Origin of the sequence: Bombiscardovia coagulans, from assembly GCF_002259585.1 — a bacterium.
GTDB classification, from domain to species: Bacteria; Actinomycetota; Actinomycetes; order Actinomycetales; family Bifidobacteriaceae; genus Bombiscardovia; species Bombiscardovia coagulans.
On sequence record NZ_MWWS01000004.1, the window covers coordinates 665207 to 685607 of the forward strand.

A 20401-nucleotide genomic window follows, 5' to 3' on the forward strand; every position below is an offset into this window, starting at 1 on the left:
CCTTTCATGGCTTCTTTGAATGTTGTTGTGCACCGACTTTGAACAGGCATCAGCTTCTGCATTCGCGCCTATCCATCTGTGAGGAGCAAGCATTACTAACCCTCATGAGCAACTGACTGAAGACACAATACTGCATTACCATGATCGACAAACTCCCTTGGATGCTCAGTACCGAGCACTGGTCGCGCATATGGTTTGTGTTTGAGCTGAATACTAACAGGACGTTCTGGGCGAGCTATACCTTAAAACGTTTTTCTCCATTTTGAACGAGGATTCCTGCCCAAGGCCCCATGAAAGTACCAGGATCCCGGATACCCTTGGATTGGTCATGGATACCTGGACCTTGAGCTACTCACGATTACGTTGCAAGCCTTATCTCAGCAGGAACAATAAATAATACAGGCATATGTCAAGGCAACGCCAAGTCACTATACCTGCTTGTGCCTATAATCAATCCCCTCTAGTATCCGCGCTGAAAATACAGTATTCGCCCGATCTCTATTAGAGACCAGGCGAATACTCGGATCAAACCACTAGAATGATTGCACGCTCACTCGTAACATCAAGCCTCAAAGTAGCCTTCAAATCCTAGGCGAGCATCGGGATTGAGAAGCATGGCCTTTTCAATCTCATGAGCACTGTATCCTGGGATATCTTCATGGAAGCGACGGTTATCAATGGGCTCATAAAGGGCTGCACTCCCCATCCGACCTTCTTGCATACGACGCTGACCAGCAGCCAAGCGTTCGTTAGCTTTTCTTCGCCACTCTTCAAGCGCATCAAGCCCCTCGCTCCTAGCGACAGCAGCCTCGAAAGCACCCGGGCTGACGATAGCACCAATGCCAGAAACATGACCAAAGCCTAGAGAAGTAACTAAGCCAGCCTTGATCGCACCTACATGCAAGGGCCTCTCCAACCAAACCATATGGTCGTCACGCCTGAGCTCAGGATCCACACAGTCAAGTGCCACGTTGGCTGGAATAACTCCAGAACGGAAGAGCTGAGTCAGACCGTTAATTTGGAAGATGCACGCCCCACCTTTAGCATGACCGGTCAGCGTCTTCTGAGAAATAATATAGAGGGGGTTGCCCTCAGTGCGACCAATGGCACGAGCCAGTGTATTATGTAATTCAGATTCGTTGGGATCATTGGCGTTGGTAGATGTATCATGCTTGGAGACCACTGCAATCTCATCAGGAGCAACACCTAGTTGCGCCAAGGAGCGCACCAATTCAGAATCCTTACCACCCATGCCAGCAGCCAGAGCACCTAAGCCTGGAGCTGGAATTGAAGTGTGAGCTCCGTCAGCAAAGGAATGAATATAACCCACTACACCAGCAACCGGCAGCCCCATCTTCAAGGCGATGTCACCACGAGTCAGCAAAATAGTACCGCCGCCTTGTGACTCCAAGAAACCACCTCGACGGCGGTCATTGGCCCGAGAGAAGAACCGAGGATCGATACCCTTACCATACATTTCTGCCGAATTGGCTGTGGCATTCATGTTACCGAACCCAATAACCGATTCAACACCAATATCATCAATAGCACCAGTGACCACAAAGTCGGCCTTGCCTAGAGCAATCTTATCGACGCCCTCTTCCAGTGAGACAGCAGCAGTAGCACAAGCCGACACCGGCTGAATCATATTGCCGTAGCCACCGATGTAAGACTGCATGACGTGAGCTGCCACCACGTTAGGCAGGGCTTCCTGAAGGATGTCAGTGGGAATTTCTCGGCCCAGATAGCGGTCTAGGTAGAGCTTACGCATGGATGACATGCCACCGAAACCTGTGCCTTGCGTTGAAGCCACTTTGGAAGGATGCACAGCCTGGAGAATTTCCACTGGACTGAAACCAGCCGACAAATATGCATCCACCGTAGTCACAATGTTCCACAAGGCAATCTCGTCCACATCACCGACCATGGAAGCAGGAATACCCCACTTGACAGGGTCGAAGCCTTTCGGGAACTGACCGCCCACAGTACGACTCATGGTAGCCCTACGGGGTACACGGATCTTAGAACCAGCAGTCCGGGTGACGCACCACTCGCCAGACTCCTCATCCAGAGCTACCCGCGTATGGTCTGGATCGAGCTTGACATATTCTTGAGCCATTTCCTGAGTGGGGACAGAAAAATCGACATCATGGTCAAGGAAGACGTCCACTTCCTCCTCATTGGTACCAGCCTGATAATCAGCACCCATACCATCCTCAAACGGGCGGATACCCGACCGGGCTACGATCTCATCATGATAACGTTCAGCAATATCTTCCTCAGGAACTAGGTTGCCGTCCGTATCATACCAACCTGGCTTGGGACTGTCTTGCCATTCGATGAGCCCCATATTCCAAGCCATTTCAAGAACAGCAGCAGCAGAGAGGTCTACCTGCCCATCGGAATGGATACCAAGCTCAGCCTCAAAGCGAGTGCGACCTGAGCCCCAGGGTCCCATCTCTCCAATAGAAACAATAACAATTTCATCCTCTGGTTTAGCAGTAACACCCTCCCACTGCGTAAGATCAACAGCTGGTTGCTGGGGTATCCGCGGGGTAGGCAGAGCTTTTACCATATGCTGATTCTTTCCAGGGGGAACACTCGGTACCACCTGCGAAACATCTTCATCAGGAGTTGCATCTCCTGGCGCATCTTCAGCTGCCTGAGCTTTGAGCTCTCCCAAGTCAAGAGGCTCACCACCAAGCCCACCAGTCAAATCAACACTCAACGGCGCCAATAAAGCCTGCTGGCGAGCTTGAGTTGTACACAAATCAAGCAACTTATTAGCCATTTCCTCAGTTGAATATGTGGTTACCCCCTGGCGTTCTACAGCAGCAACAAGTGGATCATTGCCTCCCATGAGTCCGGTTCCTCGCACCCAGCCAATCAACGGGTGCGCAAAGGTTACTCGGTTTGACCAATCACTCTCACTGCCTGCACGATTAACGATTGCATCAAGCGAAGCCTTCACCTCACCATAAGCGCCATCACCTCCAAACATGCCTCGGTTAGGTGAACCTGGAAGAACAACATGGAGCTTATGGTCAACGTCAGTATCTGCACCAATTTGAGAGAAACCAGCAATCATCCGTTCAACGCTCCACAGCATGAGCCTGGCCTGAGACTCAAAAAGACGGCCAGAATCTGCCATAGTGCCATGCATAGGTGGAGCAGCAAAAGGCAATAATATAGTGGGTTCCAAAGCTGGCTTAAGCACAGTTGTAGTAGCACCAGTCGTCTTCTTCTGAGTTGCCCCAACCCAGTGAACTAGCGCATCCACATCCCTAAAGCTCGACAAATTGGCAGGTAGAATCCACAATTTCGCTCCAGCAACTGCATGCTGTCGGTAGAGACTCTTAGCCCATTGCACACTGTACTGATTTAACGTATGGAAGACTGCGACAACAGTTGCACCACCTTTCAGCAAACCAGCCACCAATGAACCCGCTATAGAGTGTAGGGAAACACCCGTCACTACAGCTACATCTCCCGCAAAGCGGCAAGCAGCGGGGTCGAATGTCAGTTGTTGCCCAGCTTCACCAGCAATTCTCGCGAAGACCTGAGCCAAGTCTGCCTTACCATCCAAGTCAGCCCGTCGCTCATACCATGCAGCTTGGGCTTGCACTTCCTTACCTGCACCGATAAAGGAAGCAGAGCGCGCTTGAGTATCGCCTTCATAGTAGATACGAGCCAAATCCTCGCGAGCAGTAGCCCAACGGTCGTCAAAGAGCACTGCCTTTCGCTCATCGAACTCAGCTTCTACTTGCTTGGTCCAGTCAGACCCAAGCTCTGCTTCCATAGCCGCCACAACCGCAGCATCTTCGTTCTCATCTCCAGCAGGTACAGGCGAGCTCAGACCTAGCTGGTCCAAAACATAACGTGCCGTAGAAGCCAATAGCCCTTGAGAACCTGTAACTTTGGCCGCAAACGCATCCAAGGCTGCAGAATCAACCACAGATCCACCAGAGGCACCTCCTGCGCTCGGCAGCGTTACTGTTACACCATGGGCCTGGGCTACGTTTTGCACCGCCTGATCTATCAAAGATTTAGCCGCTGCAACAGTGGAAACTGGCTGCGAAGATAACGTAGCCAACTCACCACCTCGAGAGGATGTACCTTCACGCGTATCCAAAACCAGATTAGCCACAACAGCAGTAGCCCAACCCGAGCCCAGCTGCCAGACACCAGTCACCCTATCTTCTACCTGCTTGAGTTTCATACCAGCTGGGCCAAAGAGGGCTTTCACTCGCTCACGTACGATATCAGAAAGCACTGGGCCGAAAGGCTTGTAGTTCGGGGCAACTTTGTTGACCAAGGCACTTAAGTCTGCCATAGAAGCCTCTGCCGCACCATCCACGGAAGCCACACCGAGCTCGGAAGAGATGTCCATCAAGAGCTGATTGCGCCGAGAAGAGACACCGTTTGTGAGACTGTCAGTCGTATCAGTAACACCGATTTGGTCAGTGCGAATCTTAGCCGAATATGCCAGGAGTACCTGAATCGCATCTGAAGCCTTGAATGGTATGTCTGCCACATCTGCGCCGGATGCAGCACCGGCAGCACTCTGGACAGGCTCTGGGCCAGTCTCAGCATGCACCGGTTCCTGGGCAGGTGTACTTGTGGCCGTCTGAACGACTGTTTGAGAAGCAGGAGCTGGGTCATCAGACACAGGTGCAGCATCCTGCTGTACGTGTTGCTCATCTGCCACAGTTGGAATGGGGTCAGAGTCAGTCAGGTAAACCCGAGACTCGTCCCGACCTAGGTTATAAACCGTCACTTGACGCTCACGAAAATCAGGCAAGTTGAGCGTCTTAGTGGCCATATTGGCAAGCGTAGGAGAATGACCTAAACCAATCTCTACCAGCTCTTCTAGCCCCAGACCACCTTGCTCAGGAGTCTCAAACATCAATGACTGCGTTTCAATCCAACGAACTGGAGAGGCAAACTGCCAAGAGAGGAGCTCAGTTAAGAGTAAGCGTCCAAGCTTCTGGTCATCAGCAGCGTAGGATTGCCACACTGTTGGATCATCCAAAGCTTGCTTAATGCGCTCTGATGGCACTACTTCGAGGATAGAAGCCGCAAATTCCCGGCTCATCTCGAAGGGCTGAGCTACTAAGTTAGGAATATACCGCCCTTCCAAACGGGAGTAATCAATATATTCTGGCAAAAGCTTGTCTAAGGTGTCACGGAATTCGGGAACACCCTTGCGCAACAGTGAAGAGTGGAAAGGCACGTCGATACCAGGCACGTACATGAAGGCAGGTTTACCACCCGCCTCTTTAGCCCTTCGATCCGAATCCTCTTTAAGGTATTCCAAGCCAGCGATAGTTCCAGCAATTGCATACTGCTGACCTGCCAAATTGTAATTGACGATTTCCAGGAATTCGCCAGATTCTGCTGCTACTGATGCCACATACTCTTTGACGCGACTATCCACCAAACCAAATTGATTGGGCCGCAGGGCTCCCATCCGGTAATTAGAACGACCGTGTTCGTCACGTTCAATCAAAGAATGCATGGTCGAACCACGGTGGAAGACTAATTCCAGAACGGTCTCCAATGACATAACACCTGCAAAAGAACTGAGCGCATTATATTCACCCAGTGAGTGACCAGCGAAGTAGGCAGGCCAGACATCGGCACCCGATTCACGCAAACGAGCAGTTTGCGCAAAAGCTACAGTCGCCAATGCCACCTGGGTGAACTGGGTTAGATTGAGTAAACCTTCAGGGTGATAATACGTAATTCCTTTAGCGGTCAGCGTCTTAGGATTATCTCGCACCACAGCCAGAATAGAGAAGCCCAACCTAGAACGAGTGAGAGCATCAGCCCGCTCCCAAGTTTCACGGGCGGCAGGAGACTTGGCCCGCTCATCCAAAACCATGCCTTGTTGCTGGATACCCTGACCCGGGTACACATACGCTACTTTTGGTGCACGGGCAATAGCAGTTCCACGGGAGACTAACTCACCCCGAATACGGCCAATGACCTCCAAAACTAGGCCACCATGACGGACCTTACCCACGCGTTCAACAGAAATCTCCACTTGGTCGCCCAGCTGTACCATCCCGTACATGTTGTAGGTCCAACCAGCAATTTCATAATGAAGACCTTGTTCATCTGCGGCTTGAACCGCATACTGTGCCGTAGCCGACAACCACATACCGTGCACCAAGGGAGCCTTGAGACCGGAGACTTGGGCCCCGCGAACAGAAGTGTGAATAGGGTTAAAATCACCAGATGTCCGCGCAAAAGCTGTCATATCCTCGGGAGCCGTCACCGTAACCCGCCGTAGAAGGCGACGGGGTGTTCCAACAGTGTCTGCTTTAATTCCTCCCCAATCTGGAGCCGGTTGAGGTAACTGGTCAGAGTATGCGCGTCCACGAATTGCAAAACGCTCAACTTCGTTCGCCAGCACTGTTCCGTCACCAGCCTGGTGGCGCACATGAATGGTGACTACACGGCCCGAAGCAGATTCACTATAATGCTCCGCCCAAGAAGTGAGCGAAATCCTCTCTCCCTCATGTTTGAGGAGTTCATCTTGGCTCACTTCCAACTCCATGAGATGGTCGAGGTGAACGGCGTTGAGTAGACCTTCAATAATGGGGAAACCATCCACACTTACCGAGCCTAGAGCAGCATAGATAGCAGGCCACGCAGGCCCTACAAGTGCATCCGGCGCAATGGCAGAAGGCCGGAGATTGGCAGGTAGAGCAGCTCCTGTGACTGCCTCATGGTCGAAGCCTAAATTATTCGAAAGCGTGTAACCACTGTGAGCCAAACCAAAGGGGTAGGTGGCTGTATCCTCAACATGCTCAATATCTGGCATAGATTCTAGTTTGTCGCCAGTAATACTGGTATTACCAATACCTGCCGTCGCTGCTAAGAGATCATACACATCCCGCGGAAGGCGGTCTCGATCCACTACTGGGAAAGATCCAGAGGAGTGGGCATCTACAGTCAAGGGTATTACAATATGGCGGACTGCATGCTTACTGGAACCACCATCAGGGTCATCATCCCAGAAAGTATCTAAATGAATATCTAAGTCAAAGAGATCAAGTCCATTCTGGCTCCCCACCGAGCGAATCTCATAGTTAGGATCACCCAGATCGGTACCACAGGCAGGGTTGTCCATGAGATGCCCCACCCACGATATATGCGGACTGTGACGAATGAATTCCTCAGCAGACTGAGCACAATCAAGCTGCGAGTACGCTTGAACCGAGTTTTCTGATTCTTGACGCACTCTCTCTAGAGCGGCCTGCTCGAACCTAGACAGAATAGACGCCACAGGCTCATCCACCGTCGTGATACCAGCCACAGAGATAGGACCGGGAATAGCTCGCACAGAATCGGCACTGTAGCGAGAGTCCTCAGACTGCCACAGCTGATCTTGTCCCCACCAACGCAGGAGATCATTATCAATAGCAGGCACAAATGGCATAGGTTTGGGATATTCGCGGACCAATGTCGGGAACCAAGCAACATCTGTGGGAGTCACCTTAACCTCATTGGCTTGCGGATACGTCTGTCGCAACCTCTCTAGAGCCTGCCCAGGTTCGCGCACGTCTTCACGGTCAACAAATATGGATTCAAACTCACCAGATTCCAGCTTGCAGACACGAGCCTCAATGCGGCGTAGCAGGTGAAGAAAACGATCCACGTATGTGTCATCAGCCCATGGGCACGCCAATTCAGCAAAACGTTCTGCCCACTGCTGGTAGGTCATTTCGTCTACGTCACCAAAATATGGTTTAGCAGTCTTACCGAGGGCCTCAATAATCTCTGAACGTCGTGAGCTTAACTCTTCAGGATGCTTCATCACTCGAACCAACAAGCGACCGCATTCTGCTGAGGAGTTCTCAATTTCGTAAATATCAGCATGTAGGTGACTCAAACCAGAGCCTACACCACCGACCGACTGTCCAGAAGGCACCCAGCGTTCACCAATTGGAGCGAATGGGTCAGGATCAGGTTGACTCATATCAATGCCAGGTGTTGCCACTAGAGCCCGTTTAACCTCAGGGCTGGTATGAGCTTCTTGCGCTGTCATAGCAGCTGTACCCACGAGAACACCATCGACTGGCATATCTGGGAGGCCGTACACACGTGACCACTGACCAGAAATATAGTCAGCTGCCCTCTCAGGAGTGCCAATACCACCACCCGCTACAAGAACAATATTAGAACACTCGCGCACTTGAGCATAGGTAGCCGCTAGGAGGTCATCCAGCGATTCCCATGAATGATGACCACCTGCTGCACCTCCCTCAACTTGCATCAAGATTGACTTGGGAGCTACCTGCTTAGCGATAGCTACCACCTGCCGAATCTGTTCCACAGTACCTGGCTTGAATGCTACATAAGGAAAACCATCAGCATTGAGTTGGTCGATTAATTCCTGAGCCTCATCTATTTCTGGAATGCCAGCAGAAACCACTACACCATCTATGGGTGCTCCTGACTCACGTTTCTTTGAAACGATCCGTTGTGACCCAAACTGCAGATTCCACAAATAGCGATCCATAAACATGGCGTTAAACTCGACGGTTCGCCCTTCTTCGAGTTCTTCTTCCAATTCCTTCATATGGCGTTCAAATACTTCAGCAGTCACCTGACCGCCGCCAGCCAGCTCGGCCCAGTAACCAGCATTAGCGGCAGCAGCTACAATCTGCGGCTCTACCGTTGTAGGTGTCATACCAGCCAAGAGAACAGGTGGCTTACCCGTCAACCGACTAAAAGCTGTAGCAATCTTTTCACCGGCAGGAGTAGATAAGACAGTCGGCTTAAACCGTGACCAATCTTGGCTACGCTCAGGGTCGCCCTCTAGCGTAGACAGGCTCCCACGCTGAGCCGTAGTAGCTGCCTCTACTACACCAATACCTGTACCTTGGGTGAGACCACCCACTAATTTTCCGAGGGTTTCACCGGGCCCCATATCCACCAGCCAGAGCTTACTTGGATCAGCCTGCTCTATGAGCGCATGAACCTGGCCTGCCCAGTCAGCATGACGCACAAGTACTTCTTCTGCTAACAGGCGAGCTCGTTCTGTATCCAAACCGCAACGGTCTGCCCAGCCCACACACTCTTCTACAGCTGCTGCCATTAGTGGCGAATGGAAGGGCAAGGTAACTTCTAAATATTCTAGAATTGGATCGAAGGGACTGCCACCACGCACCTTGTTCTCCCGAAGTTTCGCCTGGCGACTAGCTTCTTTACCTACTTCAATAGAGAAGGAAGCCAGATCTTCTGGATAACCAGACAAGACTAAATGCTGCCGGGAATTCGTTACAGCAATACTAATCGGACCTTTAGGGGAGGATACCCGACTTATCAAAATCTCAACTTGCTTGCGGCTTGCTCCTTTAACAGAAAGCATGGGCGTAGCTTCTCCCTGAGCATGAATCCCAAGCCGTCGAACCTGCCGCGTCCCGGCAGAACCAATCAGCATAGCTATTGCCAGGATCTGATCGATCTGCTTACTTGCTGCTTTTAAAGAACCTTCATCTTCGATAGCCTGAGCCATGTGAACACCGATAATGCCTTGGGAATGCCCCAAAAGTGCCACAGGGCGTGCAGATGCAAGCTGGTAGCCAAGTTGATCCATATCAATCAGGGCACCCAATTGCACTAGTGCGATTCCAGGGACAGATGCAGACGCGTCAGCAGCTGAACCTAATGTGACCGAATTAGCTTGATATGCGAACAAATCCAAAGGTCTACCATTGGTCGCAAGAAGGTCGGCAGCTACGGGACTCACTATACGATGAGCAGACGCAACATGTTCCGTGAGCGCATCCGCCTTGGCTGCATCATCAGTTAGGTCAGCTAGGGCCGAAGTCCAAGGCGTAGATTGACCAGAGAAAAGCAGAGCGTGAGATTCTGTGGCTAAGCGATTGATAAAGAATGAATGTGTCATGATTTCCTTTTCTTCAACTACTGTCTGGACTTGCACTACAACGTGTTTAAGAGTTGGCACTGAGCCACTACAAGGGCTGGTTGCCATGGTGTTTGTCTACTAATCGATGCCTTCGCTTGCTCGAGAGCGTTCGCAACGATTCAGCTATAGCTTCTCGCGTTTGCTCAGGGTCGATCATGGCATCGATCTCTCCCATTTCCAGCGAGAGGTTGGCATTAACCGTTGTGGCCTCATAATCAGCAACCAACTGTTGGCGCAAAGCATTCACATCTGCACCAGATTCCTGAGCTTTCTGCAAGTCTCGACGGTGAATGATATTGACCGCTCCTTGCGCACCGAGAACAGCAATCTGCGAAGTAGGCCAAGCGAAGTTCACATCTGCACCTATTGATTTAGACCCCATCACAATGTAAGACCCACCAAAGGCTTTGCGCAGCACCACTGTTACTAGCGGCACCTGAGCGTTAGCGTAAGCATAAATCAACTTGGCACCACGACGAATAATGCCTGCATGTTCTTGGTCACTGCCAGGCTTGTACCCTGGCGTATCTACCAGGGTAATTACGGGTAAATTAAAAGCATCACACAGGCGAACAAATCGGGCAATTTTTTCTGAAGAGTCAACATCAAGACTGCCAGCATCCACCAAGGGTTGATTTGCCACAATTCCTACCGAACGCCCCTCTAAGCATGCAAAACCTACCACCGCAGAGGAAGCGAAAAGCTCCTGAACTTGAACAAATTCCCCGTAATCCACAATAGAGCGAATCACGTCAAGCACATCGTAGGGTTGTCGTTCGTTGTCGGGAACAATAGTTGCTAGACGCTTGGCTGCTTCCCTCTCAGCATGACCCGAAGCAAATGCGTAACGTAACGGCTCTTCCTTGCAGTTCGCAGGCAGATAAGCCAGCACCGTTCGCGCATAGTCAATGGCATCTGCCTCATCTGAACCCAAATAGTGAGCTACACCAGATGTAGAGGCGTGTACAACACCTCCACCTAAGTCATCCATACTGATAGTTTCACCAGTGGCAGCCTTGACCACATCTGGACCAGTGACAAACATATTGGAGTTTTCACGGGTCATAATAATGAGGTCAGTTAAGGCAGGACAGTAGACTGCCCCACCAGCACAAGGGCCCAATATCAGAGAAATCTGGGGTACGTATCCAGAGGCCTGGCAGGTCTTGCGGAAGATATGTCCGTACTGGGTAAGTGCCGCAACACCCTCTTGTATACGAGCACCACCAGAGTCTATGACCGCCACAATAGGTACACCCATCTCGATAGCCATATCCATGAGACGGCATATTTTCTGCCCCTCAGCCTGCCCCAGAGTGCCACCACGGATGGAGAAATCCTGAGCATATACCGCAACCTTACGCCCGTATACTTCACCAAAACCAGTGATGACCGCAGATCCAGCCTTCCCCTCAACGATGCCAGCCCCAGCAAATCGTCCCAACTCCTCAAAACTATCCGTATCAAAGAGCAGGTCCAACCGTTCTCGGGCCGTAAGCTTACCTTTAGCGTGCTGCTTGGTTCTAGCACGCCCTTCAGCTTCCTTAGCCAGAGCGGCCGCCCTTGCAATCCCTTGCCTCACCGGCTGTTGCGCTACTGTTTGAGTCTGGTCTTGGGAGACGTCAGTTGGTAGAGTTTCCTGTTTGACTATGTCTTCAGTCATGCTTGCCATCAGTATCACCCTCCTTCCTCATGCCTGTCTCCAGAGCAATGTCCATATCAGACTTCTTGTTTGAATCTGTACTCAAATCCAGCTCCACTAAGGTTTGCCCCGCATCTACCCCGTCTGCCACACCTACATTGATGCTCTTGACTCGCCCTGGTGCCGGAGCATACACATAGTTCTCCATTTTCATAGATTCGAGCACTACCAAGAGGTCAGACTTGTTGACTGCCTGCCCGGGAGCCACCTGAATACGAGTGACTACTGCTTGCATGGGAGCCACAATCTTGCCAGAACGAGCCGGATCATCTTTGGGAGTCCTACTAACGCGGTCCTTCATCCCCTGCCCACGCAAAGGCTGTTGCAAACGCGAAACTGCCTTACTGGCACCTGAGCCAGATCCACCAATGCCTTGGAGCATGACTTGCGGCAAAGTAAGCTTTACCCGCTTGTCATCGACTTCAATGGTGAAGGACTCAACATCCTCTCCGTCGCGACTTTCAGGAGTGCTCACCGAAGCAGGTTGACCAGCTTTGGTAGCCTTCGGTTCTACAGTCAGGTACTTTCGTTCCAACCATTTGGTGGAAATATCAAAAGAATGTCCATTCTCAGCAGTGAAATCATCGTCAGAAAAAATCTGCTTAAACAGGCTGATAGGTGTAGGAACACCTTCAATCTCGATTTCCTTGAGTGCTCGACGTACACGGGCCACAGCTGCTTCACGAGACTGGGCAGTGATTACCACCTTTCCCATCATAGAATCATTGCGAGGCGAAACTGTATCACCTACATCTACACCAGAATCAATACGGATACCAGGACCAGACGGCCAGCGCAGCGTTTCAATCGTGCCAGAGCTGGGAGTTAGATTGGTAGCTGGATCCTCGCTGGTGATACGCAATTCAAACGAATGACCGCGGGGTACTGGCGCAGGAGTTAATGGTCCACCTGAAGCAATAACCAGTTGTTCACGAACTAAGTCCAGACCACACACTTCTTCGCTAACAGTGTGTTCTACCTGCAATCTCGGATTGACTTCTAAGAAGTAGATCTTATCTAGGGGAGTTACGAGGAATTCACAAGTGCCCAAACCCACATACCCGACAGCTTCGAAAAGCCTGTGAGAGTACTCTTCTAATTTCGAGGTCACCGCAGATGAAAGATAAGGTGCAGGAGCTTCCTCTACGAGTTTTTGGTTTCTCCGCTGAACTGAGCAGTCTCGAGTAGAGTAAACAGTAAAACTTCCATTGCTATCTCGACCAGATTGTGTTTCCACATGACGGGCCCGATCTACAAATTTTTCAATGAAGTAGTCGCTTAAATCACCACCTTGGAGAGCATCGTGGTTCATGTAGAAGGTACGCAGCTCATCGTCATCATGAATGAGGGTGATACCTCGCCCACCGCCACCGTCCGCCTTTTTCATCATCACCGGGTAACCTGCCTGTTGAGCAAAGTCCAAGAGCGTCCGAATGTCGGTCACTGGCTCACTGAGTCCAGGAACTATGGGGACCTTGGCCTGCTCAGCCACCTTGCAAGCCTGAATCTTGTCGCCAAGATCGGTCAGCACCTGATCTTTAGGCCCAACCCAAGTAAGACCTGCCTGCACCACTTTCCCCGCGAACGAAGCTACCTCGGACAGAAAACCGTAACCAGGATGAATTGCATCAGCACCTGATCGCTTGGCTACCTCTAGAATCGCATCCTCGTTGAGATAGGTTTGATTGTTAGTTTCACCAGGTAGCAGGTAGGCTTCATCAGCCATCTGCACATATGCAGCATCCCTGTCTTGGTTAGCGTAGACTGCAACTGTGGTAACACCCATCTCTTGAGCTGTACGTACAACTCTGAGCGCAATTTCACCCCGGTTGGCTACGAGGAGCTTCTTCATAAACCCTCCCAACGGTCAATATACCTGCAAACGTATGTCTCAATACCTGAACTGCATCGGTACTACCAAATACCGCCCCTACCTCGGCCCTACCGTGGGCAATACGCCAACATCGCCAGTAGATACCCACAACATCCGACCATCATCTGTAGCCACTTGCACAGCAGCATCAGGACCAATACTTAAGGCCTTGCCCACAATTGGTTTTCCACCTACGGGTTTTACAGTGACCTGCTTACCCAGAGTCCATGAACGCCTGCAAACCCGTTCTCTCAGGTCATCAGTTGCTCGGTGAACATCTTGCAACAGGGCACCAAACTCCTTGCTCAAGTGCTCACTGATAGAAATTGCCAACTGCTTGCGCAGGACAGCAAAAGGAGGCAACCCATCATAACTGAGCTGGAGGGAGGTAGATTCAGATGTCGGTAACTCTTCAGCGGGCACAAAAAGGTTGATCCCAAGACCAGCTACTAGCACCGACCATTCTTGGTCTACGGTTACAGCCTCACATAAAACCCCAGCTAATTTGCGGCCTGAGCAAAAGATATCATTGGGCCATTTGAGCGCCAAAGGAGCAGCCAAGTTTTCAGCAACTGTGGGATGAGCATGACACTCTTGTAAGGTCTGAACCAGACCATCCACAGCCGCTATTCCTACCGCCATCGGAAGCCAACCAGACTGTGAGCCTACTAGAAGATCAGTAGGAACGGCGAGTGCCCATGTTGCCAGGAAAGACTGCCCCTTATGGTCATACCACTTACGATCCAGTCGACCTCGACCACGGGTTTGGGAATCGGCAAGTACGAGCGCCATGGTCGGTTGCGCAGGTAAAATTGTGGATTCACTTCCAGTTTCACACGAGTGCCAACCGGGTTCTTGAGCAAAATGAGCAACCCGCTCACGGGCATCTGCACAAGGCGAACTTGGAATTGCCTGAGCCACGTATGTGTTAGACGAGTCTACACTCTCTAGGATGCGCACTGCCGAAAGAACTGGTGAACAAGGAATTAGCTCTTGCTCTTGCTTATGATTATCATGCCACACAAGAGCCACAGTAATCAGATAGACAAAGCCACGAAAGCTGGTTATCTACAAATCCGACGAATATATTTTGTACATTCTTACAAATTCTTGCATTGCTCATAGTAAATAGTTAGCGATCAGGACTAGCAGTGGCTAAGCTGAAAGATATGAGTAAATTAGGGGCATCAAAAAGCTTGCCTGAAGACGACCACAAACCAGCTAAGGCTTCAAACAGCAGCAATAGCGAAGGTAAAACAGGCACCGGACGCACCCTATGGCACGTGCTACAGTGGCGGGCCAAGAGCGCCCAGTTTTCTGAATCGAATCAGCCCTTACCCTTTGACTCAGGCACACAAGACAGCGAAAACCTCGAGAGTGAGCACATAAATTCTCAACTGCCTACACCGGTGCAGCACATTCTTCGATATGCAGAAGACCATTTGAGCGAAACCCTCCCCTGGTACCAATCCCTGTCAGATAAAGATAAAGACACACTTAACCTGGTCATCGAAAAAGCTGTTGCCAACTTTGTTGACTGGCAGCATGACATAGGTTCTCATCCAGATACCGATGGGATTCCTAGACCATCTACTGACCATATCTTCTTCATTGCTCCACTTGAATTTACGCAAGTAATAAGCTTGCGCCAGGCTTTAGATGTAATGCGAGTAATCGTTGATCTCCTAGAAGGCAATGTGGACACCTTCGCTGAGCCTGGTCAGGAGAGACAAACCCATGATGCCATCCTCTACTATGCCCGGGAAGTTGCCTTTTCCGCAGCCGCTATTTATGCTGACACAGCAGAAATGCGGGAGAGTTGGAATGTACGGAACGAAACCTTTGCCATGGAGAATTTAGCCAATGGTGTGACCGACAGTAAAGTTTCATCACAAATGTCAATTCTTGGTTGGCCAAGCAAGTATTCATGTTTTGCATTAGTTGGCAGGCTGAGGCAAAACACTCAACTGAGTTCCAGTGCTATCGCCAGTCGTATCCGCCGCAAGGTACAAGCAATAGGAGGACATTGCCTAGTTTCCGGATACAACGACCTTGCTATCGTACTGATAGATCCACGCAAAGAAGGCAGCCCCGAAGAAGTAAGCGCCAATTTGCTTCATTTCTTCGCCAAGGATGCTCCGGTGAGCATCGGCCCCCTGAGACAAAACGTTCAGGGAGCAGCTGAAACAATACATGCCGCACTCACCACCTACCAGGTAGCACCTGCTGCGGTCGATATTCTCTATGCTGAAGGGTCAGTACGTCCCTTACATGCCGATGACATGCTACCCGAGCGTGCTCTCATCGGAGACCAGTACGCGGCAGACCAGTTATATCGTGACACCTATCTACGGCTGCTACACGGCGATCCTCATCACATCATGCTCACTACCTTGAGTACCTTTTTGGCTTGCGGCCGGTCCCTGGAGCTTACGGCTAACAAACTGAGTGTCCACCCCAACACTGTTCGATACCGGCTCAAACGCTCTGTGGAAGTAAGTGGCTGGGACCCCAATAACTCCCGCGAGGCCTTCGTCTTGCAAGTGGCTATTAAACTAGGGCAAATCCACCAAGGAGACACCCAGTAGCATCAACTGCCAGCAATCTAAAAACCGCTCACTGGGCAGAAAAAGCACGTTGAGCAGGCTCGCAGTCAGACAAAAGCTAAGCCAGTCCACACAAACAGGAACGGCAATACACTCGTTGCAGGCGTTCATGCTCAGACCGCATCACTAGAAGCACTTCCATGCTTGGTATAGGGAGCACTCTTATAATACGTTTTATGGGTATACGCATCGAAGATGTAGCTCAGGCTACTCACGTATCAACAGCTACAGTTTCTCGAGCTCTGCGTAACCTACCTGGCGTGGGGCCCACAACCAAGAAGCGTATCCTAGAGACCGCAGAGGCATTGGGTTATATACCTTCACCTACTGCTGCTTCCCTTGCAAGCGGACATACTCATTCCATAGGTCTTGTTCAACCGGATATGTCCCGTTGGTTCTTTGGCAAGATTCTAGAGAGCGCTGAAAATACCTTCCGCAAAGCAGGTTACGACGCATTGGTTTATTCTCTTCCAGATTACTTGGGGCCAGTCCGTCAGCGGTTCAATGCCAATGTGCTGCGTGGAAAAATTGATGCCCTTGTCGTGCTTTCACTGTTTTTCGATCCCAGTGAGGAAGAACAGCTCCGATCCCTCAAGGTACCTGTAGTATTCGTCTCCGTTGAGCAGCCAGGTTTTAACTACGTGGGAATTAACGATGAAGAAACTGCAGCCAGAGCGTGTAGGCACCTTATTACTCTAGGGCATAAGCACATTGGTCATCTTTCTGGGCAAACGAATGACAAGTGCCCGGTAGCGCCTACCCAGCGCAGACGCAACGGATGGCACAATACCATGCAGCGCTTCCACTTAGACTCTAGTGACGATCTCGTAGAAGCAGTAACTATTATGACAGCTTCTAATGGCTACATAGCAACCCAAAGACTACTTGATCGCCGCCCCGACATCACTGCAATACTTGCTTCTTCTGATGAAATGGCCATGGGAGCTATACAAGCCATTAAAGAACGAGGATTACGGGTAGGCCACGATATTTCGGTTATGGGCATCGATGGTCATGATTTAAGCCCTTCTTTTGGTCTAGCCACTATGGCTCAGCCTGTCTCACAAGAAGGCACAAAAGCAGCTCAGCTGGCCTTAGCCTCTATCACAAACCAAACAGAACCCAAGACTATCGTGCTACCGACCACGCTTGTGGAAGGCCCGAGTATAGGACCTGCACCTACATCATAATGTGACCAGCGCAACCTCAGACAGCACCCAACCTTGCGATACTGTTTACACTATGCAATTAATGCCGTTTACCTTCACCGTCAGCTCCGGACCAACCAAACGCTCTAGGTGGGTTCCAGTTTCATCAACAACAACTTTTATGCGTGTCCCTCCGATAGTCAGACGGTAGGTGAGTGATTTCCACGACTGTGGAAGCCGGGCATTGATGCTTATATCTGTGCCTCCTGTATCTCGCAGACCACCAAAACCACACACTAGCGTGGACCACACCCCTCCTGCCGCAGCTAAATGGATGCCATCAGTTGTGTTTGCATGTAAATTACAGACATCTGCAAAGAGAGATTCCATAAAATAACGCTGGGCCAACTCTTCGTATCCCACTTCCGCAGCAATTACCGATTGAGAAGCTGCTGACAGCGTTGAATCACCTACTGTAAGCGGATCGTAAAAGTCAAAATCAGCCCTTTTCTGTTCTAACGTAAACCATGAAGACAAGAGCATGAGGCATAAGACAACATCAGTTTGTTTGAGCACTTGATGACTATAAATCTTGAGAGGATGGTAGTGCAGGAGCAAGGGACGAGCAGTTAAGTGCTCAAAATCCCATCGGGGCCGTGCCATGAACTGGGAATCCTGCGCATGCACTAATGGATGACCACCAGTAGCCGTATACATAGCCTCGGCAGCCTGAGACCAGTGTTCTATCTCCTCAGAACCGAGTGCAAGGCGCTCCTGAATGTGCCGGTATGCTTCTGAGTCGCGTTCCTCAAGCGAGCGTGCAGCAAAGCAAGCTGACTGGAGATTAAACCGTGCCATCTGATTGGTATAGAAGTCATCATCAACTAAAGCTGTATACTCATCTGGACCTGTTACACAGGCAATATGGAACTGTCCATCGTCTTGGTAGGAACCCAAAGAAAGCCACATGCGCGCAGTTTGGACTAAAATATCAATACCTTCTTCAGCCAAAAAAGCCACATCTCCACTGACTAGTACATACTGCACTAAGCCATACGATACATCAGCATCGATGTGGTATTGGGCTGTTCCTGTAGGAAAGTAAGCGGACGCTTCTTCTCCATTAATGGTGCGCCAAGGGTACAAGGCTCCTTCTAAGTTCATCTCTGCTGCCCGTTTACGAGCAGCTGGTAGCATGAGATAGCGGTAGTGAAGCAGCTTCTGGGCACGAACAGGGTCTGTATATATCAAAAAGGGCAGGAGATATATCTCTGTATCCCAAAAATAATGTCCATCGTAGCCTGAACCGCTCAGCCCCTTTGCTCCAACACCGTTGGTTACCTGCGCAGTGGCCTGAGCCAGTTGAAACAGTTCCCATCGCACAATCTGCTGAATGCGACCGTCATCACCAGCTTCGACTTCTATATCTCCCCGCTGCCAAAAATCATCGAGCCAGATCCGTTGCTGTTCTCGCAGACCTATTACTCCACTAGAACTAGCCCTTTGCAACGTTTCAATGCATCGAGATACAAGTTCATCAGTATCGCCTCCACAAGTATGAACACTGAGATCTTCACCCGCACCATCTGGTCGTAGTGGGAATGCATGATAAGCGATGAAGCGCTCGATAACCAGCGACTCCCCACGCTTTACGCTCAACTGCCAGTTATCACCTGATAAGGCTTCACGAACGCAATCTTGCTGTATCTCCTGTCTTACTGCCATGGCAACGGACAGGGCAGAATTGTTGGTCTCATAGAGGTGTACTTCACTATTATCAGTGGTCAGTTGACCTTCTATGGCTACCTCGTGAATACCACATCCATCAACTGGCTGAGATTTGCGGGGGTCACCAGAGGATACCCCCGAAGGAATGTCTGCATTAATATGACCGTTGACCGTTAATTCACAGTCACGGTCAGGAGACTCTACCCGCAGAGTACACACTGCTATGTTCGGGTCAAACAGACAGGCCATTCGTTCTACCTCTATGGAAAGTTCCGCCCCATCCTCCATCCGAAATTGATGATGAACCTTAGAGATACCAGTCTTAAAATCCAAACACTGATAATTCTGTTGCGGTGCAAGCAACGGTTTACCGTCCACTTGCAAGCTAAAACCACAGGCGTCTGGCACCCCCTGAATCATCTGCCCCACTCTGGCATAACCGTATGCTCCCTCCGCATGCTTAATAGCATATGTGTCATGGAAACCACTCATGAAGGTACCAGAACCAAGCGCTCTTGTAGGATCACCGGAAGCACGAATTCCTATATTTCCATTGGAAACCGAGAACAGGGTGGCAGATTCAGACGTTAGATGCCCTACCTGTTCAAAGCTCCAGGCATTGACTGGGTATTGTTCTTGATTCAGCAGATGACGGCTTTCAATAATGTGACGGTGGGCTGATCCTTCTATGAGCTCCACTAACTGATTGACAACAAGTTCAGCACCAGCAGCAGCTAGAGCCTCACGCCCCGCCCCCCTATCTAGTCCTACCACCAGACCAAAGGACCCGGCTCGACCTGCTGCCACACCTGAGAGGGCATCTTCCACAATCAGACATTCAGCATTTGGCAATCCCAGCTGCTGAGCCGCAAAAGCATACGTATCCGGAGCTGGCTTACCTTGTAAACCATGCTGAGCACGGGTATTACCATCCACAACTTCAGAGAAAAAGTGATCGATACCAGCTAGACGTAAGACAGTTTGAGTATTTCGTGAGCTCGACACTACAGCTAAACGCTTTCCTAGTCCCAGCAGGTGCTGCAAGACATCAACGGTATCCTGGTATGGCTCTATACCTTGCTCATCAAGCAACTGCTCAAATAGGGCATTTTTCCGGTTGCCAAAACCACAAATTGTCTCCGAACCTTGCGAATCCGATGGGGCACCCCAAGCTACGTTCATTCCCCTACTTTCCAGCAACGCAGCCACACCGTCGTACCGAGGTTTTCCATCTACGTAAGCATAGTAATCCTGCTCACTATAAGGCTGAACATGAGATGGGAGTATCTGATCAAAAAGTTGCTTCCAAGCCTGCTTATGCAAGCCAACAGTAGGGACAAGCACACCATCCAAATCGAAAAGGACAGCTTTACTCTGTGCAAGTGTAATAACCATGGTTCG

Annotated in this window: 6 protein-coding genes and 3 pseudogenes; 2 read left to right on the plus strand and 7 right to left on the minus strand. The window is 50.5% G+C overall.

The annotated features are described in order from the left end of the window. Positions 1 to 562: 562 nt before the first annotated feature. From BOCO_RS07660 to BOCO_RS04670, 6 genes and pseudogenes are all read right to left on the minus strand, one after another. Positions 563 to 2572: pseudogene (locus BOCO_RS07660) on the minus strand (beta-ketoacyl synthase N-terminal-like domain-containing protein); the annotation flags it as partial. A gap of 74 nt (positions 2573 to 2646) precedes the next feature. After that, positions 2647 to 4561, minus strand: a pseudogene (locus tag BOCO_RS07665) (type I polyketide synthase); the annotation flags it as partial. A 90-nt stretch (positions 4562 to 4651) separates the two neighbouring features. Further along, positions 4652 to 9922 (minus strand): annotated as a pseudogene (locus BOCO_RS07670) (fatty acid synthase subunit beta domain-containing protein); the annotation flags it as partial. 67 nt (positions 9923 to 9989) lie between these two features. Next, positions 9990 to 11606, minus strand: coding sequence for an acyl-CoA carboxylase subunit beta (locus BOCO_RS04660; protein WP_420835401.1), 1617 nt, complete (start codon positions 11604 to 11606; stop codon positions 9990 to 9992). Then, positions 11599 to 13509, minus strand: a complete 1911-nt coding sequence (locus BOCO_RS04665; protein WP_094722881.1) for an ATP-binding protein — start codon at positions 13507 to 13509, stop codon at positions 11599 to 11601. Before BOCO_RS04665 ends, BOCO_RS04660 begins: the two co-directional genes overlap by 8 nt. A 66-nt stretch (positions 13510 to 13575) precedes the next feature. Then, complete coding sequence (locus BOCO_RS04670) at positions 13576 to 14550, minus strand: biotin--[acetyl-CoA-carboxylase] ligase (protein ID WP_094722882.1); 975 nt, start codon at positions 14548 to 14550, stop codon at positions 13576 to 13578. Positions 14551 to 14669: 119 nt separating this feature from the next. Between BOCO_RS04670 and BOCO_RS04675 the strand changes: the two genes are divergently transcribed. Further along, complete coding sequence (locus tag BOCO_RS04675) at positions 14670 to 16106, plus strand: PucR family transcriptional regulator (protein WP_094722883.1); 1437 nt, start codon at positions 14670 to 14672, stop codon at positions 16104 to 16106. 194 nt (positions 16107 to 16300) lie between these two features. Then, complete coding sequence (locus tag BOCO_RS04680; RefSeq protein ID WP_158520414.1) at positions 16301 to 17314, plus strand: LacI family DNA-binding transcriptional regulator; 1014 nt, start codon at positions 16301 to 16303, stop codon at positions 17312 to 17314. A gap of 45 nt (positions 17315 to 17359) precedes the next feature. Here BOCO_RS04680 and BOCO_RS04685 read toward each other — a convergent pair whose 3' ends face one another. Then, the gene (locus tag BOCO_RS04685; protein ID WP_158520415.1) at positions 17360 to 20395 is read right to left on the minus strand and encodes an HAD-IA family hydrolase; all 3036 of its coding nucleotides are present in this window, start codon (positions 20393 to 20395) and stop codon (positions 17360 to 17362) included. Positions 20396 to 20401 lie beyond the last annotated feature (6 nt).

Excerpts from the sequence above, each read along its gene's own strand:
- BOCO_RS04660 (WP_420835401.1), bottom strand. The coding sequence starts at position 11,606 with ATGACTGAAGACATAGTCAAACAGGAAACTCTACCAACTGACGTCTCC.
- BOCO_RS04680 (WP_158520414.1), top strand. The coding sequence starts at position 16,301 with ATGGGTATACGCATCGAAGATGTAGCTCAGGCTACTCACGTATCAACA.
- BOCO_RS04685 (WP_158520415.1), bottom strand. The coding sequence starts at position 20,395 with ATGGTTATTACACTTGCACAGAGTAAAGCTGTCCTTTTCGATTTGGAT.